Origin of the sequence: Bradyrhizobium quebecense (assembly GCF_013373795.3) — a bacterium.
In the GTDB taxonomy this organism is placed as follows: Bacteria; Pseudomonadota; Alphaproteobacteria; order Rhizobiales; family Xanthobacteraceae; genus Bradyrhizobium; species Bradyrhizobium quebecense.
On sequence record NZ_CP088022.1, the window covers coordinates 729,874 to 755,243 of the forward strand.

The window sequence follows — 25,370 nt, forward strand, 5'->3', positions numbered from 1 at the left end:
ATTGCGGTTGTGACAATGTTGTCGCAGCCGCATCAATTTCGATCACAGCGATCGTGCGACGACTCTTGTCGAGATTCGTCGAATCAGGGAGATTCGAATCCATTCATTACATTCAATTTCGTCCTGCTTTCACTCAAGCGTCAGGTATGGATTCCCATGACAAACGCACGAGTAATAGTTGTCGGAAATAACAAGGGCGGCTCGGGCAAGTCGACAATTGCCATGCACGTCGCCATCGCGCTGATCAAGGCGGGTCAGCGTGTCGCCACCATCGATCTCGACAATAAGCAGAAGTCGCTGACGCACTACGTCGACAACCGGCGGGACTGGGCGCGGGAAACCTCGCTGGATCTCGGTATCCCCGCGCATATGTGCTTCGAGACAATCAGCGGCGGAAGCAGTGAGGTCGAGACGCTCGGCCGCAGCGCGCTTGCCGAGATCGTCGAGCGGCTCAGCCGGTCGCACGATTTTGTCGTCATCGACTGCCCCGGTCACGACACCTATCTGACGACGTTCACGCATTCGCTGGCGAACACGCTGATCACGCCGCTGAACGACAGTTTCCTCGACTTCGACGTGCTCGGCACCATCGATCCGAACGACTTCAAGGTGACCGGCATCAGCCACTATTCGAAGATGGTGGAGGAAGCGCGGCGCCAGCGCAGCGCACATGATCAGCCGGCATTCGAGTGGGTGGTGCTGCGCAATCGCCTCTCGACGATCGGTTCCCGCAACAAGCGGCTGGTCGGCGAAGCCCTCAACGAGCTATCGAAGACGCTGAATTTCCGCCTGGTCGATGGCCTGGCCGAGCGCGTGATCTTCCGCGAGTTCTATCCGCGCGGATTGACCGCGGTCGACGATGTCAATCAGCTCGCGCTCGGCGGCCGGCCGACCATGTCGCATGTCACCGCATGGCTTGAGATGGAGCGATTGATGACCGCGATCATGCTGGGTCATCTGGTGTCGCGCCCGGCGGAATCCGCCGACGTCAGCCGCGACGCGGCGTAGGCGAGGTTGGATCGCTAAAGCATGATCCGGAAAAGTGCGTAGCGGTTTTCCGAAAAGATCATGCTCAAACAAAGAGCTAATGCGCGATGACGATTCAATCTAATCTCATCGCGCTCTAGCGGCAGTTGGCGTTGCCCGCATTGGCAACGGTCAGGAACGTGATCGTTGCGGGAGCGAAGGCGATCGCTCCCGCCGGGGCCGGCTCGCCATTCAGGGCGGGCATCTGGTCGGAAGGCCCAAGCACAAGCGTGCTGCCATTGAGCTGAACATTGCCGCCGACAGGTTTTTCGCTCGCCAATGTGTAGCGTTGCGATGCCGCTGGCAGCGTCAGCTTGCGCCGCGTCCGCCGATCATTGTTGATGACGAGCAGGGTTATTCCGTCTGGCAGGTCACGCGCGCAATGTGCATAGACGTGAAGACCGGGTTGCTCGCCGACGCCGGCATCGAGCACGGTGGTTCCCATGAGGCGTCGCCATAGCAGCGCGGCCCAGTAGTTCGGCCGCGGCAGATGGGTTCGCTCGTCGAGCAGCCCGTAGTCGCTCGCGGCAAGCGTGTTGTGCATCACCACCTGAACGCCCGCCTTGGCGAGCCGCCCGAGCTGATCGAGATAGCGGAACGTATCGGTGAAGGTCGCGGCCCAGCGATTGCCGCCGCATGCGGTCTCCGCGGTCTCGGTCAGCCAGATCGGCTTGTCCGGTGCAAGCCGGTCGCGCAGCGCCCGGTAGAAGGCGAGTGTCTTGCCGGTTCGTGCCAGCCATTGGTCCGACAATGCCTGCTGTGCCGTGCGATCGCCGGAGCATCGCGCCGAGAGCGCGCCATAATGATGGTAGGAGACCGCGTCGATGCCCGCCGCTGAAACCGCAAAGAGGGCTTTTGTATCCGCGCCGGTGCCGATCGTGCCTGGGCCGAGGATCGTCACGTCAGGGGCGGCGTCCTTCATGAATGCGCGGAACGTTGCAAAATCGCGGCCGTAAGCTGCGGCATCGTAGTGCTCTGGGGCGCCGCCGATGGCCGGCAGATCGGGCTCGTTCATGAATTCGGCTGCGGCGATTTGACCGCCGGTCGATTTCGTGAAGCCGAGAAGCTGCCGGGCCTGTTCAGAGGTCCATCGCCGCCCAGCGTCACGCGTGCCGGCGCTGATCGCAAAGGACATGACAATGGGAGCGTCGACGGCATGCGAGAAGTCGATCACGTCCCGCCACCGCTGTCGCGTCAGCACACCCTTAAAGCCGGCCGGCGCTGCAGCCGGTGGCGCGTCGGAATCCGCAAAGAACGTGCTGTTGGCCCAGGTTCCGCTCACACGAAGGTAGGCGGGAGCGAGTGCCGTGGCGAGCTTGCGTAGCCTGCCATCGTACAGATTGATCGGCGTCCGCGCCGCGAACCGTTCCGGCTTCGCACCCGGCCGTGCGGCGGCATAGGGCTTCCAGAACCGTCCGCCGGTCACCTCGACCATCTCGATGTTGTAGGACTGGAAGCGCGGGTCGATGGCCGCGACCCGCGACATGGCTGCGACATCAAGCGTCAGCTCTGCCGCGGCGGCCTTCGCTTCGGCAAAGGCCGCAATGGCCAGCACAACGACGCATGCGAGGCGTCGAGGAGGAAGGACCGGATGGTCGCGCATAAGGGCTTCGCGGCGTTCTGAGTGGCGCTGCGCCGTAGCATGCCGCTGCAGCTGCTCTGGATCAACTCGATGGTGTGCCGTGCGGCTCGTTCGCGATGCGATCCCATAGCGCGCGGATCATATCCTTCATGACCAGCGCGTCCTGCCAGCGATCGGACAATTCCCTGCCGTCGGGTCCGGTGATGGCATAGGGTGGGGGGCCGAGCTCGCACAGGAAGGTCAGGGTCGCATCGGGCCCGGCGCGCTTCCGCCAGGAGCGGATGCCGTAGTCCCACCAGTCCATGAACAGCGACACCCAGCCCTGGTGCTGCGGAAAGCCGAGCGGGATCTGCACCTGCTCGCGGCTCGCGATGCGGCCGTGGATGCCCCAGGCATTGTCGAGGATGCGATGGATCATCGCATGATTGACGTCGTCGACCGGCCAGGCGAATTCGCGGCCGACCAGATAGTGAGAGAGATCGGCAGTCAGCCGCAGATCGGGAAAGCGGTCGAGCAGATCGAGCATGAAGAACAGGTCGGTCGTCATGCGGTCGCGATGGGTCTCGACATGCACGGCGACGCCGGCCTCCGCGGCCAGGCGCCGCCAGCCGTCGAGAAGGGGAATGCAATCGGACAGCCGGCGCGGCCGGATGTCCGGCTGCAGGTTGACGTGATCGGCGCCGAGCTCGGCGACCAGCTCGAGCACCGGCCTCAGGTCGTCGACGCCCTTCGGATAGCATTGCGCCTGCCAGATCATGCCATGCGCGCGAAGGAAGCTCGTTCCTTCGCGCGCGAAGGCAGGATCGATGAAGCGCACGCCGGCGCCGTCAAACCCGGCATCGCGGATCATTACGAGCTGGGTTTGCAGCGGCCATTCGCCCTCGTCCGCCAGCCGTCGCTCCATCGCCCAGAGCGACTGCAGGACGCGCAGTTGCTGCGCCACCGATCAGGCCCGCGCGGGGATCGCCGCGGGCAGCTCGGCCTGCTCGCTCGCGTCCTCGGCGATGTTCTCCTGATAGGTCTCCGGCCCGATCCAGATCGCAACCACCGTGCAGGCGGACAGGAACATCGCGTAGCAGGCGACCGGCCACCAGGTGCCGTAGGCCGCTACCAGCGCGGTGGCGACGAACGGCGCCGGGCCGCCCGACAGCAGCGAGCCGAGCTCGCGGGCGAAGGCAAAGCCGGCGAAGCGGCGCTGCGGCGGGAACAGTTCCGCGAAATACGCCGCCTGCGGTCCGAACATCGCCGCCGTCACCACGGCGCGCGCCAGGATGAAGGCGAGCGCGATCATGATCCACTCCTTGGTGCCGACCATCCAGAAGAACGGGAAGGAAAGCGCCACGCCGGCCAGCGCGCCGAACATGTAGACCGGCCGCCGTCCGATCCGGTCCGACAACGCCGCAAAGCCGAGGATCGCAAACAGCTCGATCGCGAAGGCCAGCATCAGCGCACTGAGCGCCTCCGCTTTCGGCACGCCCAGCGTGGTGATGACGTAGCTCAGACCGAACACCGGGAAGAAATAGCCGAGCCCGTTCTCGGCCATCCGGGCGCCGAGCACGACGAAGAAGTTGCGCGGGTGCCGGCGCAACGCCTCCATCGCCGGATTGCTCTCGACCTTGCCGCGCGCGACCACCGCCTGGGTATAGACCGGCGTCTCGGTGATCCGCATGCGGACGAAGATGCCGACGACGATCAGGAGGAAGCTTGCCAGGAAGGGCAGGCGCCAACCCCAGCTCATCAGGTCCTCACGCGGCAGCATCGTCACCAGCGCGAAGGCGGCGGCGGCGAGCAGATTGCCGACGGAGACACCGAGCGGCGCGAAGCCGCCCCAGAAGCCGCGATGCTTCGGCGGCGCGTTCTCCACGAGGTAGATCACCGCGCCGCCATACTCGGCACCGGCACCGAGACCCTGGATGACGCGCATCGCGACCAGAAGGATCGGCGCCCAGACGCCGATCTGCGCATACGTCGGCAGGAAGCCGATCGCGGTGGTGCCGATGCCGATCATCAGCAGCGTTGCGACCAGCACCGGCTTGCGGCCATAGCGATCGCCGAGGATGCCGAACAGCAGGCCGCCGAACGGCCGCACCACGAAGCCGACGCCGAAAGTCAGGAACGACAGCAGCGTGCCGACCACCGGATCGCTCTTTGGAAAGAACAGCTCGCCGAACACCAGCGCGGCCGCGGTGCCGTACAGGAAGAAGTCGTACCATTCGAGCGCGGAGCCGATGCTTGCGGCCAGGATCACACGCAGGCGCGATGTGCGAGCGCCATCTCTTGCCATCTCGGTCATTCGTTTCCCCGTTGTTTTTTATGGTCGTTTTGGTCGAGCACGATCTCGTGGTTCCGGATTGTGCGCGCGAACGCAGCAATGCCCGCGGCTTGCCGCGGGCACTGTCGTCAGTCTCAGGCGGCGCGCGTGAAGTAGGACTTCTTCGCCGCCGACTGGGTCTCGTAGATCGATCCCTGCCGTTTGGCCGGCGGCAACGGCATCCGCACCGGCACGTCGGTCAACCGCGGTGTGACCACCGGCGGACCTGCCAGCAGGCGGCTGTTGAATTCGTCGAAGTCCTTCACGCCCATCAGTGGCCAGGCGTCGCTGGCGGCCACTTCATAGAGCAAGAGGTTGCGCGGCCGGTTTGATGTGTTGGTCGCCGAGCCGTGCAGCGCGCGCACGTGGTGGAACGACATGCTGCCGGCCTTGCCCATACAGGGGACCGCGCGCTTGATGTCGTCCTGAATCTGGTCTGGATCGATCAGGCCGGCGAAGCAGCCGTCCTCGCCGTGATGATCCCACATCGTGCTGCCGGTGTGTGATCCCGGCGTCACCAGCATCGGGCCGTTCTCGATATCGCAGTCGTCAAGCAGCACGCCGATCGCGAGGATGTCGTCATTGGTGTGCGGATAGAACGCCCAGTCCTGATGCCACTCGACGGGCGAGCCGTATTGCGCCGACTTCATGTTGAGTTTTGAGCCGTGCAGGCGAAGGCCGGGACCAATCAGCCTGGTCAGGATCGAGATCACGGCGGGGCTGCGGACGATCTCGTCGAAGATCGGGTGCACCTTGTGCGGCGCCTTGATGCGGCGGACGCGCGGGGTCTCCGGCGTATGGCCCGGCTCGAGGTCGTAGACGTCGGTGTGCTCGCTCACGGCGGCGGCGCCGGCCACCAGCTCGGCGAGCACCGTGCGAACCTTGCCCAGCGTCTCCTGGTTCAGCACCTCGGGGACCACGATCACGCCGTCGCGCTTGTAGGCTTGGACCTGCTCGTCTGAAATCATGCCGTTTCTCCCATTTTGTTCTATGTTAGCGCTAACATGGCGCGATGCTAGCGATAACATAATGGCTTGGCAACCCGGAATCGTGCAGGGTCCGGCTCATGAGCTCCGACCTGACCGAACCCGGAACCGGCCCGTCCGGTACCGCGCCCACCCTCTCAGAGGTGGCCAAGCGCGCCGGCGTTTCCTCGATCACGGTAAGCCGGGTGGTGCGGATGCCTGACCTCGTCGCCCCCGAGACCCGGGCGCGGGTCGAGCGGGCGATGCGCGACCTCGGCTACGTCCCGAACCTGGTGGCAGGCGCGCTGGCGAGCGCACGGACCAATTCGGTCGGCGTGCTGGTGCCGACCATCGCCAACTCGATCTTCGCCGACACGGTGCAAGGCCTGTCCGACAAGCTTGAGCCGCTCGGCTTCTCCGTGATCCTGGCGCAGTCGCGCTACGACGCGGTGCGCGAGGACCGCGTGCTGGCAGCGCTGCTGTCGCGTCGGCCGGAGGCGATCATCATGGTCGGCTCGCCGGCGACCGAGGAGGGCAGCCGCCTGCTGCGCAATGCACGGATTCCGATCGTCGAGACCTGGGATCTGCCGGCAAACCCGATCGATGCGGTCGCGGGCTTCGACAATTACAAGGCGGGTGTCGCTGTCGCGAAGCATCTGGTTGCGCAAGGGCGCAAGCAGCTCGCCTTCATCGGCGGCGATGATCCGCGCGGCACGCGGCGCTGGTTCGGCTTCAGGGACGAGGCGCTGGCGAGCGGTCTATCCGAGCCGCGCCGGCTGATCCTCGACCGCAAGGACTCCGGCAGCGTGGCGGCGCATGCGCGCCTGCCCGATGTCGATGCGGTGTTCGCCGCCAACGATGCGCATGCGATCGGCTTCATGTCGGGGCTGCGCAAGGCCGGCCTGCTGCGCGACGGGCCTGCATCGGCCCAGCCGGTTGCCGTGATCGGCCTCGGCGATCTCGAAATGGGCCAGCTGATCTCGCCGACGCTGAGCACGATCAGCGTGCATGGCGATGCGATCGGCCGCACCGCGGCGACGCTGATGCTGGAGCGCGGCGGCGAGCGCCGCATCGATCTCGGCTTCGAGCTGGTGCTGCGCGACAGCGGCTAAAGCGCGATGAGATCAGGTTGAATCGTCATCGCGCTTTAGCTCCTTGTTTGAGCATGATCTTTTCGGAAAACCGCTTCGCACTTTTCCGGATCATGCTTTAGCAATCGCCGCCACCGGGCAGGCGCAGGTCGCTAACGCGTCTCTCTGCATGCTCTCATTTTGCCGCGACGTCGGCGTCCACAGCCTCGAGCAAGCCGATGAGGCCACGCAGAATGGCCATCGGCGAAGGAGGGCAACCTGGAATATGGAGATCGACAGGGACAACCGCCGAGACCCCGCCAACCACCGCATAGCTGCCGGCAAAACATCCGCCATCCCTGGCGCAATCGCCTACGGCGACGACCCATTTGGGATCCGGGTCGCATCGTAGGTGCGCTCCAGCGCTTCGCGCATGTTCCTGGTGACGGGGCCTGTAACGAGCAGAACATCGGCATGACGCGGTGAGGCGACGAACCGGATTCCAAACCGTTCGACATCGTAATACGCATTGCTGAGCGCGTGAATTTCCAGCTCGCATCCGTTGCACGAGCCCGCATCGACCTCGCGGATCGAGAGGCTGCGGCCGAGGCGTCGTCTTGCGGTGCGGCCGACCATGGCCCGAGCTCCGCGAGCGCAGCGTCGTCCGGACGCGGCGCTTGCTCGGTCAATGGCTGGCGAAACAGGCCCTGGAACAAAAGTTTGCGCATCGCCTGCGGTCCTCAGAGGTCGTGGCCCGAATAGGAGCAGTTGAACGACTTGTTGCAGAGTGGGAAGTCCGCCACGATGTTGCCTTCGATAGCTGCCTCGAGCAGGGCCACTGAAACCACGACGGATCGCGCAGATGACATCGCTCGATCCGATCTCCGTTGAGGCGTAGCCAGGCCAGAATGTCGCCCCGGAAGCCTTCAACCACCGCCATGCCTTCGGAGGCTTCGGTCGCACCTTGCAGCGACACTCTGACGGGCCGGCCTCGAGGCCGATGAGGATCTGGTCCGCCAGCGCAAGGCTCTGCTCGACCTCCCGGATCCGGATCCAGACGCGGGCATTGACGTCGCCATCGCTGAGAACGGGGACTTCGAAACGCAGACCATCATAGGGGAGATAGCCGGGCCTGCGTCGGGCGTCATGGTTGCGGCCGCTTGCGCGCCCGACATACCCACCGGCTGCGAATTGCCGGCGAGCGCCGGGGTAACGATGCCGGTGGTGACGGTGCGATCCTGCAACGAGGCGGTGTTGTCGTAGAGCTCGACCAGCGCAGGGAAATGCCGGCGGATCTGGTCGAGCGCGGCCCGGATTGCGTTGGGTCCGTCGCTGGCGATGTCGCGCGCGACGCCGCCGGGAACGACAAGGTCGCGCATCAGGCGGTGGCCGAATGCAGCGTCGGCAGCGCGCAGCACGCACTCGCGCAGCACGGCGCAATGTGCCTGCATCAGCGCAAATGACGCGTCGTTGCAGATCGCTCCGATGTCACCGAGGTGATTGGCCAGTCGCTCGAGCTCGGCCATCAGCGCACGCAGCAAGAGCGCGCGGGGCGGCACGGCAATCTGCTGCGCGGCCTCGACGGCTTGCGCGAATGCCAGTCCATAGGCGACCGTACTGTCGCCGGAGACCCGGCCGGCGAGCCGCGCGGCCTGCTCGACGGTGCTCCCCGCCATCAGCCCTTCGATGCCCTTATGGGTGTAGCCGAGCCGCTGCTCCAGGCGGACCACGGTCTCGCCGCTCGCCGTAAAGCGGAAATGTCCGGGCTCGATGATGCCGGCATGCACGGGGCCGACCGGAATCTGATGCAGGCTGTCCCCTTCGGCCGGAAGGAATTGATAAGGCGCCGCAACCGGTGACGCATCGAGACGTTCGCCGAGCGGGAAACGCATTTGCCATCGACCATGATCGAGCCAGGGACGGGGATCCGGCGTGCCCGCGGCCTGAAGCCCGAACAGGTCGTGGACGGTGCGCTCCAATCGAAGCGCCGGAGGATGATAGGCCGCGACCGACGGGAATTGGCGATCGGGACAATCCAGGCTGATCACGCCGATATCGGAGGTGTGGTCGTCGAGGATCGCCATATGCACGCACGATGCTTCGCCCCATAGCCCGAGCAGGCTCAAGTCGCCATCGGCGAGCGCGCTGGCGGCTGAGCGCCAGACATCGTCGTCCACCAATGCGCGCGGCCATGGATGGTGCCGTTCGACCTTGCGGCCCGCCTGGATCAGATCGATCAATTTCGGCATATCCCGTTCTCCCTCGCCCTAGCCCAGGAGGTTGGCGACGTGCTGGAACCAGACAACCAGCGGTCCCGGAAGGTAGATGCCCGCAGTCAGCACCAGCGCGAAATGCGCGAACATCGGCAAATAGGACGCATCCGCCGGAGCGGCATTGCCGCGCGGCTCGCCGAACGCAAGGCTGGTCAGGCGCAGGATCAGCGCGCCGAAGGCGAGCAGCAGGCCGAAAACCAGCGGAATGGCGAGCAGCGGCTGGCGTGCAAAGGTGGAGCTGACGATCAGAAATTCGCTCATGAAGATGCCGAGCGGCGGCAGGCCGGCGATCGCGACCACGCCGATCACGAGACTCCAGCCGAGCGCCGGATGAGTTTCAGTCAGGCCGCGAATGTTGGCGATCCGCTGCGTGCCCTTCACCTGTGCGATGTGGCCGACGGCGTAGAAGATCCCCGACTTGGTGAGGCTGTGCATCACCATGTGCAGGAGGCCGGCAAAGTTGGCGAGCGGGCCACCCATCCCGAACGCAAACACGATGATGCCCATGTGCTCGATCGAAGAATAGGCGAACAGCCGTTTGATGTCGCGGCGGCGGTAAAGCATGAAGGCTGCGAACAGCAGCGAGGTCAGCCCCATGGTCACCATCAGCGGGCCCGGCGATATCGCATCCGGATTGGCGGCGAGCAGGATCTTGAAGCGGAGCACAGCGTAGAGCGCAACGTTGAGCAAGAGGCCGGAGAGCACGGCGGAGATCGGGGTCGGGCCCTCGGCATGGGCATCCGGAAGCCAGGCGTGCAGCGGTGCCAGGCCAACCTTGGTGCCGTATCCGAGCAGCAGGAAGATGAAGGCGACGTTGAGCAATGCCGGATCGAAGGTTGCGGCGCGGCTGATCAACACCGTCCACACCATGGCGTCCTGGCCCTCGCCGATGACCGGCCGCGCCGCCATGTACACCAGGATCGTGCCGAACAGTGCGAGCGCGATACCGACGCTGCCGAGGATGAAATACTTCCAGGCGGCCTCCAGCGCCGCATGGGTCCGGTAGATGCCGACCATCAGCACGGTGGTCAGCGTGGCGATCTCGACTGCGACCCACATCAGGCCGATATTGTTCGACACGAATGCGAGATTCATGCCGAACATCATGACCTGATACATGGCATGGTAGAATCGCAGATAGCCCGGCGTCAGCCGCCCGGTCTCGAGTTCGTGGGCGATATAGCTCGCGCTGAACACGCTGGTCGTGAATCCCACGAAGGTGTTGAGCACGATGAAGACGATGTTGAGATCGTCGATCAGCAGGTAGTGGCCGGGCTGCGGGCGCTCGATGACGAGCAGCGAAAGTGCGGCCAGCAAGGTGCCGAGACTGGCCAGGATATTGAGCCCTGCGGTCAGCCGGTAGCCGGGCAGCACCGCAAGCACCGTCGCGGCACAGATCGGTATCAGCAGAACCCAGGCGACGGCATCCGATGCCGCAGTCATCGACGCTCTCCCCTGAATTCATCGAGCGCACCGACGTCGACGGTGTCGAACCGTTCCCGAATCCGGAACAGGAACACGCCGATGACGATGAATGCGATCAGGATCGAAAACGCGACGCTGATCTCCACGACGAGCGGCATACCCTTGGCGCCGGTCGCGGCCAGCACCAGGCCGTTCTCCAGCGACATGAAGCCGACGACCTGGCTGACGGCGTTGCGCCGCGTCACCATGACAAGCAATCCTAGCAGCACCACCGACAGCGCGAAGGCGAGGTCTTCCCTCGCCAGCGGATCGGCCGCGCCGGTCACCCGGAGCATCAGCACCATGGAGAGGGCGACGAGCCCCATGCCCGCCAGCATGGTCAGGCCGATACCCACCGCGGTCTCGATATCGCGATGAATCCCGAGTTGCTTGACGATCCGGTGCAGCGCCACCGGGATGATGATCGCCTTGAAGACCAGCGCGATCATCGCCGTCACATAGAGATGCGGTGCGTTCTGGACGAACGCCTGCCAGGCGACCGAAAGCGCGAGTACCACTGCGTGAAGCGCGAAGATGTTCAGCAGCGCATACAGGCGGTCCTGGTACAGCATCATGAAGCTGATCAGCACGAGCCCGCCGGCGAGCAGATGGGCGATGTCGAAGGCGAGGTTGTGCATCAGAAGCTCCGTGACACGAATCGAAGCAGCGTGCCGAGCAGCCCGAGCATCAGCGCGGCGCCGAGGAACTCGGGGACACGGAAGACCCGTACCTTCGCCGTCGCGGTCTCGAACACGGCAAGGAGGAAGGCTGCGATCGCAAGCTTGACGATGTAGGCGGCGACGCTCACCAGATAGGACAGCGGACCTGCGCCTTCGGTGGTGATCTGCCACGGGAAGAACACGCAGATGATCAGGGAGATGTACAGCAGCAGCTTGAGAAAGGCGCCGAACTCGATCATGGCAAGATGACGCCCGGAATACTCGAGGATCATCGCCTCGTGCACCATGGTCAGCTCCAGATGCGTCGCCGGGTTGTCGACCGGGATGCGCGCGTTTTCGGCAAGCGCCACCATGATGAGGGCAATCATCGCCATGCCGAGCGAGACGCGCAGTCCCACTTCGGACGACGCCATGAAGGTCGCGACCGTCGACAGCTGGGTGGAGCCGGCAATGAGCGCGACGCAGAACACCATCAGCAGCATGGCGGGCTCGGCCAATGCAGCGATCATCACCTCGCGGCTGGAGCCGATGCCGCCGAAACTGGTGCCGACGTCCATGCCGGCCAGCGCGAGGAAGAAGCGCGCGCTGCCGAGCAGGGCGACGATCGCGATCAGGTCGGCGCTCCAGTTGAATTCGAGGCCGGTCGCAAATGTCGGGACCAGCGCCGCCGCGACCCAGATGGCCGCGAACGTCACATAGGGCGTGACACGGAACAGCCAGGACGCGTTTTCGGCGAGCACGACCTCCTTGCGAAGCAGCCGCAGCAGATCGCGATAGGGCTGGAAGATCGACGCACCTTTCCGGCGCAACAGGCGGGCCTTGACCTTGCGCACGACGCCGGTCAGGAGCGGCGCGAGCAGCAGCACCAGCGTCATCTGGCCGAACTGAACGAGGATGTCCGAGATCACGACCATATTGCGAGCGCCAGCAGCAATGTGATGAGGGTTGCGAAGACCAGACTGAGGTAGCGGCGGATGGTCAGGAACTGGAGCTGGTTCAGCCGATCGGCGAGAAACCAAACAACTTCAGTCACCGGCGTGTACAGCCGCTCCCAGACCAGATCGCGCATATCGACCCTGAAGCGGGCCGGCCGCAGTTCGCCCGGCGCAGGCATGTCGACATGCTCGCGGGCCTGGAAAACCAACGTGCCGAACACCCGGCGGATCGGCTGGACGAAGCTCGCCCCGGAATACTGCGCCGCCGGTGTCGGATCGGTGAAGCCACAACCCCAGGCCGGTCCGCGCCGGATCGCGCGCGACGCGAAGCGATGGATGAAATACACCGCAAGCGACGCCGCGGCCGTGATGAAAGCAAAGACGAGCAATCCGTTGTAGGAACTGCGGCTCTCCTCGATCGGCACGATCGAGAGCCAGGGGTCGTTCGCCTGAACCGGCATCCGGTGGCCGATCATGGCCTGCGCGACGGGCGAGAGCGCGTCGATCACAACGCCCGGCAGAACGCCGGCGAGGAAGCAGAGCAGGGCGAGGCTGAACATCGCGGCAAGCGAATAGCGATCGACTTCGCCGGCGGCTTGCGCGGCCGGGCTCCGCGCGCGGCCGAGGAACGTGATTCCGAAGGCCTTGACGAAGCATGCGGCGGCGAGCGCCGCCGCCAGCGCCAGCAAGGCGCCGACCGCGGGCACCATGATCTTCAGTAGCCATTGCGGCAGATCGGGGCTCTGCAGGACGGCCTGAAACATCAGCCATTCGGAGACGAACCCGTTGAACGGCGGAAGCGCCGAGATCGCGACACAGCCGACGAGAAAGACGAAGCTGGTGAGCGGCATGCGGTGGATCAGGCCGCCCAGCTTCTCCATGTCGCGTTCGCCGGTCGACGTCAGCACGGCGCCGGCTCCGAAGAACAGCAGGCTCTTGAAGAACGAATGGTTGAGCACGTGAAACAGCGCGGCTGTGAAGGCGAGCGCCGCGGCCAGGCCGAGGCCGTTGGCCTGAAATGCCAGCGCAAGGCCGAGACTTGCGAAGATGACGCCGATGTTCTCGATCGTGCTGTAGGCGAGCAGGCGCTTGAGGTCCTTCTCCATCAGCGCATAGAGGATCCCCATCACGGCGGTCGCACCGCCGAGGATGAGAACGACGACACCCGCCGACCAGCTGGGCGGCCCGAGCAGATCGAACATGACCCGTATGAATCCGTAGATCGCGACCTTCGTCATCACGCCGCTCATCAGCGCCGAGACATGGCTCGGTGCTGCGGGATGGGCCAGCGGCAGCCATACGTGCAACGGGACCAGGCCGGCTTTCGACCCGCCGCCGAGCAGCATCAGCGAGAGCACCAGCGCGGCTTCGGAAGGCGTGTGCTGGGCGCTGCGGATGGCCGCAAAACTGTAGCTGCCGCCAGCTCCCGACAGCAGGCCGAAAGCGAGCAACAAAGCCAGCGTTCCGAAGCTTGCCATGACGAGATAGACGTAGCCCGCTCGTGCATTGTCCGCTTCGCGGTGGTGCGCCATCACGAGCGCCCAGGACGCAAGCGACATGAATTCCCAGCACAAGAGGTAGGTGAACGCATCGTCGGCCAGCACAACGAGGTTCATTCCGGCCAGGAATGCCGGAAAGAAGGGAAGGACCCGCGCCGGCGCGGATTCGTGGCTGCCGTAGCCGAGCCCATACAGACTTGCAGCCGCACCGCCGAGGTTGACCACGGCGAGAAAGAATGCGGCGAGCGCATCGAGGCGGAAATGCGAGCCTAGCCAGGGCAGGCCGACCGGCAACGTCAGCTCCGTCGCACTGGTATGGGCGATCAGCGAGCGGAGCGCGCCGGCCAGTGCGATCGTCGAAATTACGAAGGTCGCGCCGTAGATGATGGCTGTCGATCGGCGCGATCGGCTCGTTGCGATCGCGAGAGCGGTCGTCCCCAGCAGCGCGGCCACACACCAGATCTGCTGGGTGACCGCCGCGATCATGTCTGCACCTTCGGCGAGCCTGACCCGGCCTTTAATCTTACCCCGCGGCCGCCGCCGCTGCTGACCGCGCCCTCGCTGATCACCTCGACGCCGGCGGTGCCGAGCGCGTCGATCAGTTTCATGAGCGAGTCGACATTGCCTCGAATGGTGCCCTCGCTCGCCTCCATACGTTGGATGGTCGGCACCGAAAGTCCGGACAGCTCGGCGAGCTGCCTTTGGTCGATGCCAAGCAAGGCTCTGGCAGCCCGTAGCTGCGCCGCGGTGATCATCGATCGAAGCCGTCGATTGAGGGGCGGGTCTATTTGGTCTATTTGGATGTCATTTATATACATCAAGTAGTGATGCGACAAGTCCAATAAATGATGTTTTATACATCAATTCTAGCGTAACCATCAATTCGGGCCCGCATCCGCGCCGACGAGGTGCGCCGATGCGCGCTCAGCTGGAGATTTTTCGATAGACCGCCGCGGCGCGGCGCAACAGCCGGCTCTTGCGCTTCCGCTCGTGCACGCGCTGGTGCTTGGCCTTGCGCTCGTGGGCGCGTGCATCGACGCTTTCGAACAGCTTGCGACGGACCTCGTCGTCATTCAATTCGCCGAGCAGTTGTTGCCCCTTCCGAAGCTGCTTCAGGACGGTCCGCCATGACGCGTATTCGTCGGGGGGCAATCCGCCTTCCGAGAACTCGATGGCGTAGCGCAGCCGCTTGCTGGCGAGCCGAACGCGGTGGCGCTTGTTCTTGCCCATGCCCTGCAGCCCGCGGCTCTTCTGGCACAGCTTGCCATGCCAGCGCGCCAGCCGGCGCGCATGAAACACCGACACCGGCACCGCTCGCCGTTGCGCGGCACGGCGGTTCTGCCGCGTGGTCCAGGGGCCGCTGCCGACCCAGTCCCACATGCCGTCGAACCATTGCCAGTAACGGTCGCTCTGCAAGGCTTCCTTGAGGGCTTCGAACGCATCGGTTCGCGCTGTCTGGAGCATGCGCTCTTCCGGCAGCCCTTTGCTGTTGTCGATCGCAACGTCGAGGTCTCGCGTTGCGCTGAGATAGGCGCTCAGCCATTTCAGCTCGGATTTCAGCCGCGTCCATTCGGTGTCCGCCACCATCGGGCCGTAGAAGGCGATCGCCGCCTTCAGCCGCGTCAGTGCAATGCGGGTCTGGTGGAGCGCGGCCGGATCGCCGGAGCTCAGGGCCTCGTGGTTGGTTGCGACTTCCTCGAGGCATTCGGACAGGATCAGGCGAAACGCGGTCTCACAACGCATGGCTTCGCTGAGATGGCGTAGCCGCTTCGGGCGGACAACGCGGTCCCTGTCCGAACTTGCCGCTGACGTCATGACACTCTCGTGACCCCGCCCGAGCCGCAATGCAAACCGCGGCTCCCGGAAGGAAGATTTCCCGTTTGGTCGTTGTCGATCAAGGGTTTTCTGCTGGAGCGCAGTGCAGCGATCCGGCGTCGCGATCAAAATGTCGCAATCAAAGCGGTTGAGAGGGCTCATTTACATATTTTACGGGCCTTGGATGACGGTGCATTGAGGCGCCGCAAAAAGGCAAACGGATATATCAAGATATTTCGCGCACGAAATATCTTGATATTTCGTGCGCGAAATATATAACAGCGGCATGAAAGCGGAACACCGGCTGATCTTCCTTCTGACCGTGGCCTATCGGCGGCTGCAGCGCGCCATCGAGCAGGAGACGGCCGCGCACGATTTGACGTCGGCGCAGGCGGGCGTGCTGTTCTTCCTCGGGCGCAATGACGGCGCGCTGATCGGCGACGTCTCGCAGGCGGTCGACATCGTGCCGTCGGCGATGTCCGGGCTCGCCGACCGGATGGAGCGTGCGGGCCTCGTCAAGCGCCGGCGCGACGGTGAGGACGGGCGCAGCCAGCGGCTCCATCTGACCGTGGCCGGGCAGGAACTCGGCAAGCGTGCCGCAACGCGGACCAGGGTGATCAACAACCGCCTGATGGACGGATTTTCGGAAGCCGAAATCGACGTGGTGTCGCGCTGGCTGACCAGCCTGCAAGCGAAATTTCCGAAAGACAAAGATGGCTAGCGCGTTTTCAAGCGAAGTGGGGACCGGTTCGCGTCAAGAAAACGCGTCAAACGCGAAGCAAGCAACAGGAGTGAGACATGAGTGAAGTGGTCGTAGCGCTGGACGGTGGCGTTCTCACCGTGACGATGGCGCGTCCGGACAAGAAGAACGCGATCACCAACGCGATGTATGGCGCGATGGCCGACGCGCTCGAACGTGCGGAAGGCGATTCTACAATCCGCGCCGTGCTGTTGCAGGGCGACGGCGACAGCTTTACCGCGGGCAATGATCTCGCCGATTTCGCGGCGGTGTCGCGCGGCGTGCAGGGCGAGCGTCACGTGACGCGCTTCCTTAGCTGTCTTGCCAAGGCGACGCGGCCGCTGGTTGCCGCGGTGCAGGGCAATGCGGTCGGCATCGGCACCACCATGCTGCTGCATTGCGACCTGGTTTACCTCGCGCCGACCGCGAGGCTGATCACGCCGTTCGTCAATCTTGCGCTGGTGCCGGAGGCGGCGTCGACCTATCTGCTGCCGCAGCGCATCGGCTATGCGCGCGCCTATGCGATGTTCGCGCTCGGCGAGCCGGTCGAGGCGGAGACCGCGGTCTCGATCGGTCTTGCCAATGCCGTGGTGCCGCTTGCGGATCTTCGCGCCAAGGCCCGCGCGGCGGCGGACGCACTGGCAAAGCGGCCATTCGGCTCGCTCCAGCACACCAAGGCGTTGATGCGAGATCCCGCCAGGATCAGCGCGCAAATGGCGCGCGAGGGTGAAATCTTCCAGCAGCGGCTGATGAGCGCGGAGGCGCGCGAGGCCTTTGCCGCCTTTGCTGAGCGGCGGCAGCCTGATTTCTCCAAGATCGCCGGGTAAGCCAAGTTGGGGCCGCCCGCGCGTGGCGGCCCCATCGCTTTGGGGTTGACGGCTTCGCCGGCATCGAACATCTCGTGTCAGGGCATGGCGCAACCGGTGAGGCGAGGCATGAGCGACAGTCACACGCTGCGCGGCGATGGAATCGCCGCGACAATTCAGGCACAGGGCGCTGAACTGTCGTCGCTCAGGAATGCCGACGGAACCGAGTTGCTGTGGCAGGCCGGACCGCAATGGCCGCGCCATGCACCGATCCTGTTCCCGATCGTCGGCCGGTTGAAGAACGACACGCTGCGTCACCATGGCAAGACCTATCCGATGACGCAGCACGGCCTTGCGCGAGATCGCCGCTTTGTCTGGCTGGAGCAGGGACCGCGATCCTGCAAGCTCGCGCTGACCGACGATGCGGAAACGCCGGCACGCTATCCGTTCGCGTTCAGGCTCGAGGTCACTTACACCGTTGATGGCACCGATCTCGATGTCGCCTTCGATATCATCAACACCGGCGACGAGATGCTGCCGGCCTCACTCGGTGGTCATCCCGCCTTCAACTGGCCGTTGGTGCCGGGGCTGCCGAAGGAGGCTTACACGCTGACCTTCGGCAAGACTGAACTTGCGCCGATCCGGCGGCTGAAGGATGGATTGATGCGGCCGCAGCCCGAACCCAATCCGATCAAGGGCAGAACGCTCGCACTGTCGGAGGAGCTGTTCGATGACGACGCGATGGTCTTCGATCAGGTCGCAAGTACATCGATCCTCTTCACGGCGACACTAGGCCCGGCAGCAGCCACACAAGGCCCTGCGATCGAGATGTCGTGGCGCGGCTTCCGCGAGCTCGGTATCTGGTCGAAGGTCGGCGGCGCGCCGTTCCTCTGCATCGAGCCGTGGCACGGTTTTGCCAGCCCCGCGGAATTCGACGGCGAGTTCGCGGACAAGCCCGGCTTGATGCAGATCGCGCCGGGCGCGCGTCGGTCGCTGGGCTATCGCATTCGCGTGAGCTGATCGAAGGTCAGATCAATGCGCGCGGGAGCTGAGCGCGCTGGTGATCGCGCCCACCGATGGCGGGTTTTCATGCGCCCAGGTCTCATGTGCGGCCAGATCGCGGTAGTGCTCGGCCATGCGCAGCAGCCGCTCGCGGATGCCGGCATCTTCCTCGCCCTTGGCCTGATCGGCCAGTTGTGCCGCGCGTTCGAGAAGCGTTTTCGGATCGATCACGACAGGCTCCAAATCCGGTTTCGCCTAGAGCGTTTTCGAGCGAAGTGGATACCGCTTCGCGTGAAGAAAACGCGTCAAGACAAGAGTCTAGGAGCCCCGCTCCGATTCAATCGGAGCGGAAAAGGCTCTAGCGGACAACTGTCATAGTCAAGCACAGTTCCTGCCACGCTTTGATGACGGCGCGTTCAGAGCTGGAACAAGCCAAGCCCCTCCATGACGTCGCGCCTGGTGTGCTCCGTAATCTCCCGCGCTTTCAGAGTTCCGCGCCTGATTACGTCGGTGACGTGGTCGCGATCGTTGGCCAGCTCAGCGCGCCGTGTCCGGATCGGTGCGATCAGGGCTTGCAGGATATCCTCCAGCCGCCGCTTGACGGTCGTATCGCCGAGACCGCCGCGCCGATAGCGCGCCTTCAGTTCCGCGACGGCGTCGTGATCGTCGTCGAACGCGTCGAGATAGGTGAAGACGACATTGCCCTCGACCTTGCCGGGGTCGGCGACACGCAGATGATCGGGATCGGTGAACATCGCGCGCACCGCGGCCGAGATGTCATCGGGTGAAGCCGAAAGCGGAATCGCATTGCCCGCGGACTTGCTCATCTTCGCGCGTCCATCGACGCCGGGGAGCCGTCCTGCGCGCGGGATGATAGCTTCGGCTTCCGGCAGCAGCGCACGGCCCGCGAGCGCGTTGACCCGCCGGACGATCTCGTTGGTCTGCTCGATTAAGGGTGCCTGATCCTCGCCGACCGGCACGATTGTGGCGCGAAACGCGGTGATATCGGCGGCCTGCGCCACCGGGTAGCACAGGAAGCCCGCCGGGATGTCGCGTCCGAAACCGCGCGCGCGGATCTCGTCCTTGATGGTGGGATTGCGTTCCAGCCGCGCGACGGTGACGAGATTGAGATAGAGCATCGACAGTTCCGCCAACGCCGGGAGTTGCGATTGCAGGCAGATCGAGGTTCGGCCGGGATCGATCCCGACCGCAAGAAAGTCCAGCGCGACCTCGATGACGCTGCTGCGGACCTTGCCGATGTCGTGCGCATTGTCGGTCAGCGCCTGCATGTCGGCCAGCAGCAGGAACTGCTCATGGCTGTCCTGAAACGCCAGGCGGCTTCGGAGCGAACCGGCGTAATGGCCGAGATGCAGCGGACCGGTGGTGCGGTCGCCGGTGAGGATGATCGGTTTGGTCATCTGTATCTCCATTCGGTTGAATGGGGACACCGCATGCGGGCTGGATGAAGCCAAACAAAAAGGCCGCCCAATGCGGCGGCCCCGAAAATGCATGAACGCGTTGGGCCCGCCTGTCAGTCGGCGAGCCACCAGAAATTGGCGATGAGGTTCGATCGGTTCATGCCGCAAGCGGTAGGGCAAACCCGCGACGCGGTCAAGGCATCGACGACGCTAGAGCCCTTTCCGTTCCGATTGAAATCGGGACGGGGCTCTAGATTTTTGTCTTGACGCGTTTTCTTTACGCGAACCGGTACCCACTTCGCTCGAAAACGCTCTAGTTGAACGCCATGCCGCCGCTCATCGCAATCGTCTGTCCGGTCATGTAGGGATTGTTGACCAGCAGCATCACCGCCTGCGCGACCTCCTCGGCGGTGCCGAAGCGGCCGATCGGGATCCGGCTGACGAGGCCGCTCTGTCCCTTCATCATGTCGGTCTCGATCAGCGACGGCGCGACCGCGTTGACCGTGATGCCCTCCTTGACGAGGCGCGCGGCATAGCCTCGGGTCAGGCCCTCCATCGCCGCCTTCGATGCGTTGTAGTGCGGCCCGATCGCGCCGGCGCCGCGCGCAGCGCCGGAGGAGATGTTGACGATGCGGCCCCATTTTCGGGTGCGCATCATCGGCAGCACCGCTTGCGTGCAGAGAAATGCCGATTTGAGGTTGACCGTGATGGTGCGGTCGAAATCCTCTTCGGTGAGGTCGTCGATACCCCTGACGATCGCGATCCCCGCATTGTTGACGAGGATGTCGATCGGGCCGAGCTCGGATTTGGCGCGCTCGACCAGTCCGGCGACGGCGGCTGCTTCCGAGACATCGGCGGCGATAGCGACGGCGCGGCCGCCGGCGGCGGTGATACCCTTCGCCAGCGTCTCCGCCTCGGCCGAGCGTTCGCGATAATTGATGGCGACGGCGGCGCCGGCTTCCGCCAGCATCTTGACGATGGCCGCGCCAATGCCGCGCGATCCGCCGGTCACCAGCGCCACATGTCCGTGCAGACTGTTTGTCGTCATCGGCCGTCCTCCTTTGCGAGTGCAGAGAGGTTCGCAAAGCGGGGGCCGGGGTGCAACGCAACCCTGCTCAAATCTGCGTTGCGGCGGGCGCCATTGCGGCAAAAAACCGGCATCTGGAGCTGGAATCGGCCTTGCGTCCGGCGCGGGCCGGCGGCAATGGTTGGACATCGTTCCGTCCAGCCCACCCACGAGAGTTCGATGAGCAAACTGATTGTCCGCGCCGGCGAGTTCACCTTTGACGCCCGTTTCGAGGAGCAGCTCGCGCCGAAGACGGTCGCCGCCTTCCGCAAGGCGATGCCGTTCGAGAGCCAGGCGATCCACGTGCGCTGGAGCGGCGAGGGCGTCTGGATGCCGCTCGGCGATCTCGATTTCGGTGTCTCCTACGAGAACCACACCAGCTATCCAGCGCCGGGCCAGATCATCCTCTATCCCGGCGGCATCAGCGAAACCGAGATCCTGCTCGCCTATGGCGGCGTGCATTTCGCCAGCAAGATGGGCCAGCTCGCCGGCAACCATTTCATCACGCTGACCTCGGGGCTGGAGAACCTCACCGCCTTCGGCAAGACCGTGTTGTGGAAGGGCGCGCAGCAGATCCGCTTCGAGGAAATCTGATGTGACCGGGGCCCGCTATCCGCGCGATCTCCGCGGCTACGGCCGCAACCCGCCGGATCCGAAATGGCCCGACGCTGCGCGTGTCGCTGTGCAGTTCGTGGTCAATTTCGAGGAGGGTGGCGAGAACAACATCCTGCACGGCGATCGTGCCTCGGAAGCGTTTCTGTCCGACGTGCTGGGCGCGCAGCCCTGGGTCGGCCAGCGTCACGCCAATATCGAAACCATGTTCGAATATGGCTCGCGTGCCGGGTTCTGGCGGCTATGGCGGATGTTCACCGAGCGAAAGTTGCCGGCCACGGTGTTCGGCGTCGCGATGGCGCTGAAGCGCAATCCGGATGTGGTTGCGGCGATGCAGGAGGCGGGCTGGGATATCGCAAGCCACAGCCTGCGCTGGGTCGAGCACAAGGACATGTCGGAGGACGAGGAGCGCGCGGAGATCGCCCGCGCTTTTGCCGTGCATACCGAGGCGACCGGCGCGCGGCCGCTCGGCTGGTACACCGGCCGCTCCTCGATCAACACGCTGCGGCTTTTGATGGAGGCGGGCGGCCTGCGCTATCTCTGCGATTCCTATGCCGACGATCTGCCGTACTGGATCAAGGCAGCCGGAACCGAGCCGCATCTTGTGATCCCCTACACGCTCGACGCTAACGACATGCGCTTCATCAACGCGCAGGGTTTTGGCGGCGGCGACGAGTTCTACACTTATCTGAAGGACAGTTTTGACGTGCTCTATGCCGAGGGCGCGACACGACCCAAGATGATGTCGGTCGGCCTGCATTGCCGCGTCGTCGGCCGTCCCGGCCGCGCCGCCGCGCTGATGCGGTTCCTCGATTACATCCAGAAGCACGAGCACGTCTGGGTGCCGACCCGGCTCGCGATCGCCGAGCATTGGCACGCAAATTTGAAGCATCTCGCCGAGCAGGCGTTCGAGATCGGGTAGTCAAACCACTCTCATCGTGCCTTAGCGCGTCAGTGCCCGGCCATGTGGCGGCCGATCTCGGTGAGGTCAGCTTCGCTGGCACGGGCCTCGTGCACGAACGCGCCGTGGAACATCACGACCAGTCGGTCCGACAATTCCAGCAGCTCGTCGAGGTCCTCGCTGACCAGCAGCACCGCGGCGCCGCGGTTGCGGGCGGCCATGATCTCGGCGTGGATCTGCGCCACGGCTGCGAAGTCGAGCCCGAAGCATGGATTGGCGGCGATCAGCACCTCGACGTCGCCCGAGAGCTCGCGCGCCAGCACCGCGCGCTGCACGTTGCCGCCCGACAGCGCCGCGATCGGCGTCTCCGGCGTGCGGGTCTTGATCTTGTAGCGGTTGATCTTGCGCTCCGCGTCGTCGCGGAAGGCCGCGCGGTTCAGCCACCAGCCGCCGCGCGCGAACGGGGCGCGGTCGAACTCGCGGAATGCGATGTTGTCGGCGACGCTCATGCCGCCGACGCAGGCGTTCTTCAGCGGCTCTTCCGGCAACAGCGACATCTTGTGGCGGCGCATCTCCTCGCGGCTTGCCGCATAGGCCTCGCCCTGGACCCGGATCACGCCGCCGTCGGCTTCGCGCTGGCCGGCCAAGACCTCGACCAGCTGGCGCTGGCCGTTGCCGGAGACGCCGGCGATGCCGACGATCTCGCCGCTCTTCACCGTCAGCGATACGCCGTGCACCGCAATCGCACCGGCGTCATCGAGCGCGGTGAGCCGGTCGAGCTCGAGCCGCGGTGCGCCGGTCTCGCCGGTGCGCGGCGGCTGCACCGTCAGCTGCTCGGCGCCGATCATGGTGCGGGCCATCTCGTCGGGCGTGAGATCGGCGACCCGGCCGGTGCCGGCGAGCTTGCCGCGGCGCAGGATCGTGACGTCATCGGCGAACGCCATCACCTCGCGGAACTTGTGGGTGATCATCAGGATGGTGAGTTCGCCCGCGACCACCATCGCGCGCAGCATGCCGAGCACCTCGTCGGCCTCGCCCGGCGTCAGCACCGAGGTTGGCTCGTCCAGGATCAGGAAGCGGCGCTTCAGATAGAGCTGCTTGAGGATCTCGCACTTCTGCCGCTCGCCGGCGGAGATGTCGGAGACCTTTGCGTCGAGCGGCACCTTGAACGGCATCCGTGCCAGGAACGCCTCGAGCTCCTTCTTCTCCTTGCGCCAGTCGACCACGGCGGGCACGTCGTCGCGCGCCAGCACCAGGTTCTCGGCAACCGTCATCGCCGGCACCAGCGTGAAATGCTGGTAGACCATGCCGAGCCCGAGCGCATGCGCGTCCTTGGGGTTAGCGATGGCCTGCTGGCGGCCGCCGACGAGGATGTCGCCTTCGGTCGCGTGATAGTAGCCCATGATGCATTTCACGAGCGTGCTCTTGCCTGCGCCGTTCTCGCCGAGCAGCGCATGAAACGAGCCGGGACGCACCTTGAGCTCGACATTGTCGAGCGCTGTGAAGTCGCCGAACCGCATGGTCATGGCGATGGCGTCGATGCCGAATGCGCCTGACGGTGCGGGCGGTTCGCCGATGATCACGACAGCGCTCCGATCAGGTCGGCGGATTTCGTCACCGCGCCGAACACGCCGCCCTGCATCTTGATCATCTTAAGTGCGTGATCGTGGTTGCTTCTGTCGGTCGCGCCGCAGCAATCCTCGACGAGTACGCATTCGAAGCCGCGGTCATTGGCCTCGCGCATCGTGGTGTGGACGCAGACGTCGGTGGTGATACCGGTCAGCACGATGTTCTCGATGCCGCGCAGCCGCAGCATCAGTTCGAGATCGGTGGCGCAGAACGAGCCTTTGCCGGGCTTGTCGATAACAGGCTCGCCCGGCAGCGGCGCGAGATCGGGGATGATCTCCCATCCGGGTTCGCCGCGCACCAGGATGCGGCCGCAAGGACCGGGGTCGCCGATGCCGGCGCCGATCTGGCGCGAGCGCCAGCGCTTGTTGGCGGGCAGGTCGGCCAGATCGGGGCGGTGGCCTTCGCGGGTGTGGATGATGTGGAAACCCTGCGCGCGCATCACCGCGAGCAGCTTCTTGATCGGCTCGATCGGCGCGCGGGTCAGCGAGAGATCGTAGCCCATCTTGTCGACGTAGCCGCCGACGCCGCAGAAATCGGTCTGCATGTCGATGATGATCAGCGCGGTATTCTCTGGCCGTAGGTCGCCATTATAGGGCCAGGCGTAGGGCTCGGACTTGATGAAGCGCTCGGACATGGAATGATCTCGCGGTCTATCGGGTAATGGACAATTCGGCGGGCGCGCCGGTCAGCGTGCGCTTCGGCGAGCAGGTGATGATCATGATCGCAAGCGTCAGGATGTAGGGCGCGGCGTTGAACAAATGATAGCCGGAGGTGACGCCGACCGATTGCAGCGCCGGCCCGAGCGCGGCGGCGCCACCGAAGGCGAGCGAGGCCCACAGGCACAGCATCGGGTCCCAGCGCGCGAAGATCACCAGTGCCACGGCCGTGATGCCCTGTCCGGAGGAGAGGCCCTCGTTCCAGCTGCCGGGATAGAACAGCGACAGGAATGAGCCGCCGATGCCGGCGAGGAAGCCGCCGACCATGGTGGCGCGCAGCCGGATCAGCAGCACGGAATGGCCCATCGCGCGCGCCGCGTCCGCGCTTTCGCCGGCGGTGCGGATCAACAGGCCCCAGCGCGTGGTCCTGAACGCCCAATAGAGCAGCGGCGCAATGGCGACACCGATCAGGAACAGCACGTTGATGCGTAGCGCCGCGCGCACCTGCGGCACGTCGCTCCACCAGCCGAAATCGATCGCCGGCAGCCTTGCCGCTGTCGGCTCGATCAGCGGCTTGCCGAGGAAGAAGGCAAGGCCGGTGCCGAGCAGCATCAGCGCGATGCCGACCGCGATGTCGTTGACCCGCGGCAGCGAGCAGATGCCGGCATGCAGCGCGCCGAACAAGGCGCCGGTGATCCCGGCCGCGAGCACCCCTAACCATGGCGAGCCCGAGAAATAGGAGATGCCGTAGGCGCTCATCGCGCCCATCACCAGCGTGCCTTCGAGGCCGAGATTGATGCGGCCGCTTCGTTCGGTGATGCATTCGCCGAGGCTGACGAACAGGAACGGCGTCGAGACGCGGATGGCGCCGCCGAACACGGCGAGCGGGACGGTCCAGAGCCCGAGCGAAGCATCCGCCAT

At 64.9% G+C, this 25,370-nt stretch carries 23 protein-coding genes and 2 pseudogenes; 7 read left to right on the forward strand and 18 right to left on the reverse strand.

Features of this window, described 5'->3' with window-relative positions:
• Positions 1 to 156 precede the first annotated feature (156 nt).
• On the forward strand, positions 157 to 1,008 hold the full coding sequence (locus HU230_RS03595) for a division plane positioning ATPase MipZ (RefSeq protein ID WP_176532889.1): 852 nt from the start codon (positions 157 to 159) through the stop codon (positions 1,006 to 1,008).
• A 115-nt stretch (positions 1,009 to 1,123) separates the two neighbouring features.
• Here HU230_RS03595 and HU230_RS03600 read toward each other — a convergent pair whose 3' ends face one another.
• The 4 genes from HU230_RS03600 to HU230_RS03615 all read right to left on the reverse strand — a co-directional run bounded on the left by HU230_RS03600 (position 1,124) and on the right by HU230_RS03615 (position 5,887).
• Positions 1,124 to 2,581: a hypothetical protein gene (locus HU230_RS03600; protein ID WP_224942942.1), complete on the reverse strand. Its 1,458-nt coding sequence runs from the start codon at positions 2,579 to 2,581 to the stop codon at positions 1,124 to 1,126.
• Positions 2,582 to 2,690: 109 nt separating this feature from the next.
• Positions 2,691 to 3,551 carry a sugar phosphate isomerase/epimerase family protein gene (locus HU230_RS03605; RefSeq protein ID WP_176532887.1) on the reverse strand — a complete coding sequence of 287 codons (861 nt, stop codon included), beginning with the start codon at positions 3,549 to 3,551 and terminating at the stop codon, positions 2,691 to 2,693.
• 3 nt (positions 3,552 to 3,554) lie between these two features.
• Positions 3,555 to 4,901, reverse strand: a complete 1,347-nt coding sequence (locus tag HU230_RS03610) for an MFS transporter (RefSeq protein ID WP_176532886.1) — start codon at positions 4,899 to 4,901, stop codon at positions 3,555 to 3,557.
• Between the two features lie 113 nt (positions 4,902 to 5,014).
• Complete coding sequence (locus HU230_RS03615; protein WP_176532885.1) at positions 5,015 to 5,887, reverse strand: phytanoyl-CoA dioxygenase family protein; 873 nt, start codon at positions 5,885 to 5,887, stop codon at positions 5,015 to 5,017.
• Positions 5,888 to 5,985: 98 nt separating this feature from the next.
• On the opposite strand from HU230_RS03615, the gene HU230_RS03620 reads away from it, so the two are divergent.
• A complete protein-coding gene (locus tag HU230_RS03620) occupies positions 5,986 to 6,996 on the forward strand; it encodes a LacI family DNA-binding transcriptional regulator (RefSeq protein ID WP_176532884.1) in 1,011 nt (336 codons plus the stop codon).
• 154 nt (positions 6,997 to 7,150) lie between these two features.
• Here HU230_RS03620 and HU230_RS03625 read toward each other — a convergent pair.
• The 8 genes and pseudogenes from HU230_RS03625 to HU230_RS03660 form a co-directional block, all read right to left on the reverse strand.
• Positions 7,151 to 7,682 (reverse strand): annotated as a pseudogene (locus tag HU230_RS03625) (NADH-quinone oxidoreductase subunit B family protein).
• 12 nt (positions 7,683 to 7,694) lie between these two features.
• Positions 7,695 to 9,203 (reverse strand): annotated as a pseudogene (locus tag HU230_RS03630) (hydrogenase large subunit).
• An 18-nt stretch (positions 9,204 to 9,221) separates the two neighbouring features.
• Entirely contained in the window at positions 9,222 to 10,670 is a 1,449-nt protein-coding gene (locus HU230_RS03635; protein ID WP_176532881.1) for a hydrogenase 4 subunit F, read from the reverse strand.
• Complete coding sequence (locus HU230_RS03640) at positions 10,667 to 11,329, reverse strand: hydrogenase-4 component E (protein WP_173641441.1); 663 nt, start codon at positions 11,327 to 11,329, stop codon at positions 10,667 to 10,669. The genes HU230_RS03635 and HU230_RS03640 overlap by 4 nt, the downstream gene beginning before the upstream one ends.
• Entirely contained in the window at positions 11,329 to 12,285 is a 957-nt protein-coding gene (locus tag HU230_RS03645; RefSeq protein WP_176532880.1) for a respiratory chain complex I subunit 1 family protein, read from the reverse strand. Before HU230_RS03645 ends, HU230_RS03640 begins: the two co-directional genes overlap by 1 nt.
• A complete protein-coding gene (gene hyfB, locus HU230_RS03650; protein WP_176532879.1) occupies positions 12,276 to 14,291 on the reverse strand; it encodes a hydrogenase 4 subunit B in 2,016 nt (671 codons plus the stop codon). Before hyfB ends, HU230_RS03645 begins: the two co-directional genes overlap by 10 nt.
• Positions 14,288 to 14,560 (reverse strand): helix-turn-helix domain-containing protein, encoded by a 273-nt coding sequence (locus HU230_RS03655; protein ID WP_176532878.1) that lies wholly within the window; start codon positions 14,558 to 14,560, stop codon positions 14,288 to 14,290. The genes hyfB and HU230_RS03655 overlap by 4 nt, the downstream gene beginning before the upstream one ends.
• Positions 14,561 to 14,729: 169 nt before the next feature.
• The gene (locus HU230_RS03660; protein WP_224942945.1) at positions 14,730 to 15,620 is read right to left on the reverse strand and encodes a CHAD domain-containing protein; all 891 of its coding nucleotides are present in this window, start codon (positions 15,618 to 15,620) and stop codon (positions 14,730 to 14,732) included.
• Positions 15,621 to 15,906: 286 nt separating this feature from the next.
• Between HU230_RS03660 and HU230_RS03665 the strand changes: the two genes are divergently transcribed.
• The 3 genes from HU230_RS03665 (at position 15,907) to HU230_RS03675 (ending at position 18,185) form a co-directional block, all read left to right on the forward strand.
• A complete protein-coding gene (locus HU230_RS03665; RefSeq protein ID WP_176532877.1) occupies positions 15,907 to 16,341 on the forward strand; it encodes a MarR family winged helix-turn-helix transcriptional regulator in 435 nt (144 codons plus the stop codon).
• Between the two features lie 77 nt (positions 16,342 to 16,418).
• Positions 16,419 to 17,186, forward strand: coding sequence for an enoyl-CoA hydratase-related protein (locus tag HU230_RS03670; protein ID WP_176532876.1), 768 nt, complete (start codon positions 16,419 to 16,421; stop codon positions 17,184 to 17,186).
• A 108-nt stretch (positions 17,187 to 17,294) separates the two neighbouring features.
• Complete coding sequence (locus HU230_RS03675) at positions 17,295 to 18,185, forward strand: aldose 1-epimerase family protein (protein WP_176532875.1); 891 nt, start codon at positions 17,295 to 17,297, stop codon at positions 18,183 to 18,185.
• Positions 18,186 to 18,197: 12 nt separating this feature from the next.
• Here HU230_RS03675 and HU230_RS03680 read toward each other — a convergent pair whose 3' ends face one another.
• From HU230_RS03680 to HU230_RS03690, 3 genes are all read right to left on the reverse strand, one after another.
• Entirely contained in the window at positions 18,198 to 18,398 is a 201-nt protein-coding gene (locus HU230_RS03680) for a hypothetical protein (RefSeq protein ID WP_176532874.1), read from the reverse strand.
• 185 nt (positions 18,399 to 18,583) lie between these two features.
• Positions 18,584 to 19,585 carry a tryptophan--tRNA ligase gene (trpS, locus tag HU230_RS03685; protein ID WP_176532873.1) on the reverse strand — a complete coding sequence of 334 codons (1,002 nt, stop codon included), beginning with the start codon at positions 19,583 to 19,585 and terminating at the stop codon, positions 18,584 to 18,586.
• Positions 19,586 to 19,898: 313 nt separating this feature from the next.
• A complete protein-coding gene (locus HU230_RS03690) occupies positions 19,899 to 20,633 on the reverse strand; it encodes an SDR family NAD(P)-dependent oxidoreductase (RefSeq protein WP_176532872.1) in 735 nt (244 codons plus the stop codon).
• Positions 20,634 to 20,831: 198 nt separating this feature from the next.
• On the opposite strand from HU230_RS03690, the gene HU230_RS03695 reads away from it, so the two are divergent.
• Both HU230_RS03695 and puuE read left to right on the forward strand, forming a co-directional pair.
• Entirely contained in the window at positions 20,832 to 21,245 is a 414-nt protein-coding gene (locus HU230_RS03695) for a DUF3830 family protein (RefSeq protein WP_092124838.1), read from the forward strand.
• 1 nt (position 21,246) lies between these two features.
• A complete protein-coding gene (gene puuE, locus HU230_RS03700) occupies positions 21,247 to 22,185 on the forward strand; it encodes an allantoinase PuuE (RefSeq protein ID WP_176532871.1) in 939 nt (312 codons plus the stop codon).
• Positions 22,186 to 22,214: 29 nt separating this feature from the next.
• Here the strand turns inward: puuE and HU230_RS03705 are convergent, their stop codons facing one another.
• The 3 genes from HU230_RS03705 to HU230_RS03715 are packed head-to-tail and all read right to left on the reverse strand — an operon-like array spanning position 22,215 to position 25,370.
• Complete coding sequence (locus HU230_RS03705) at positions 22,215 to 23,747, reverse strand: ABC transporter ATP-binding protein (protein ID WP_176532870.1); 1,533 nt, start codon at positions 23,745 to 23,747, stop codon at positions 22,215 to 22,217.
• Positions 23,744 to 24,427, reverse strand: a complete 684-nt coding sequence (gene biuH / locus HU230_RS03710; protein ID WP_176532869.1) for a biuret amidohydrolase — start codon at positions 24,425 to 24,427, stop codon at positions 23,744 to 23,746. The genes HU230_RS03705 and biuH overlap by 4 nt, the downstream gene beginning before the upstream one ends.
• 16 nt (positions 24,428 to 24,443) lie before the next feature.
• Positions 24,444 to 25,370 (reverse strand): ABC transporter permease, encoded by a 927-nt coding sequence (locus HU230_RS03715; protein ID WP_176532868.1) that lies wholly within the window; start codon positions 25,368 to 25,370, stop codon positions 24,444 to 24,446.

Excerpts from the sequence above, each read along its gene's own strand:
- HU230_RS03635 (WP_176532881.1), bottom strand. The coding sequence starts at position 10,670 with ATGACTGCGGCATCGGATGCCGTCGCCTGGGTTCTGCTGATACCGATC.
- HU230_RS03620 (WP_176532884.1), top strand. The coding sequence starts at position 5,986 with ATGAGCTCCGACCTGACCGAACCCGGAACCGGCCCGTCCGGTACCGCG.
- HU230_RS03655 (WP_176532878.1), bottom strand. The coding sequence starts at position 14,560 with ATGATCACCGCGGCGCAGCTACGGGCTGCCAGAGCCTTGCTTGGCATC.
- HU230_RS03715 (WP_176532868.1), bottom strand. The coding sequence starts at position 25,370 with ATGGCGGATGCTTCGCTCGGGCTCTGGACCGTCCCGCTCGCCGTGTTC.
- biuH (WP_176532869.1), bottom strand. The coding sequence starts at position 24,427 with ATGTCCGAGCGCTTCATCAAGTCCGAGCCCTACGCCTGGCCCTATAAT.
- HU230_RS03640 (WP_173641441.1), bottom strand. The coding sequence starts at position 11,329 with ATGCACAACCTCGCCTTCGACATCGCCCATCTGCTCGCCGGCGGGCTC.
- HU230_RS03695 (WP_092124838.1), top strand. The coding sequence starts at position 20,832 with ATGAGCAAACTGATTGTCCGCGCCGGCGAGTTCACCTTTGACGCCCGT.
- HU230_RS03660 (WP_224942945.1), bottom strand. The coding sequence starts at position 15,620 with ATGACGTCAGCGGCAAGTTCGGACAGGGACCGCGTTGTCCGCCCGAAG.
- HU230_RS03670 (WP_176532876.1), top strand. The coding sequence starts at position 16,419 with ATGAGTGAAGTGGTCGTAGCGCTGGACGGTGGCGTTCTCACCGTGACG.
- HU230_RS03665 (WP_176532877.1), top strand. The coding sequence starts at position 15,907 with ATGAAAGCGGAACACCGGCTGATCTTCCTTCTGACCGTGGCCTATCGG.
- HU230_RS03675 (WP_176532875.1), top strand. The coding sequence starts at position 17,295 with ATGAGCGACAGTCACACGCTGCGCGGCGATGGAATCGCCGCGACAATT.
- hyfB (WP_176532879.1), bottom strand. The coding sequence starts at position 14,291 with ATGATCGCGGCGGTCACCCAGCAGATCTGGTGTGTGGCCGCGCTGCTG.
- HU230_RS03595 (WP_176532889.1), top strand. The coding sequence starts at position 157 with ATGACAAACGCACGAGTAATAGTTGTCGGAAATAACAAGGGCGGCTCG.
- HU230_RS03610 (WP_176532886.1), bottom strand. The coding sequence starts at position 4,901 with ATGACCGAGATGGCAAGAGATGGCGCTCGCACATCGCGCCTGCGTGTG.
- HU230_RS03615 (WP_176532885.1), bottom strand. The coding sequence starts at position 5,887 with ATGATTTCAGACGAGCAGGTCCAAGCCTACAAGCGCGACGGCGTGATC.
- trpS (WP_176532873.1), bottom strand. The coding sequence starts at position 19,585 with ATGACCAAACCGATCATCCTCACCGGCGACCGCACCACCGGTCCGCTG.
- HU230_RS03645 (WP_176532880.1), bottom strand. The coding sequence starts at position 12,285 with ATGGTCGTGATCTCGGACATCCTCGTTCAGTTCGGCCAGATGACGCTG.
- HU230_RS03690 (WP_176532872.1), bottom strand. The coding sequence starts at position 20,633 with ATGACGACAAACAGTCTGCACGGACATGTGGCGCTGGTGACCGGCGGA.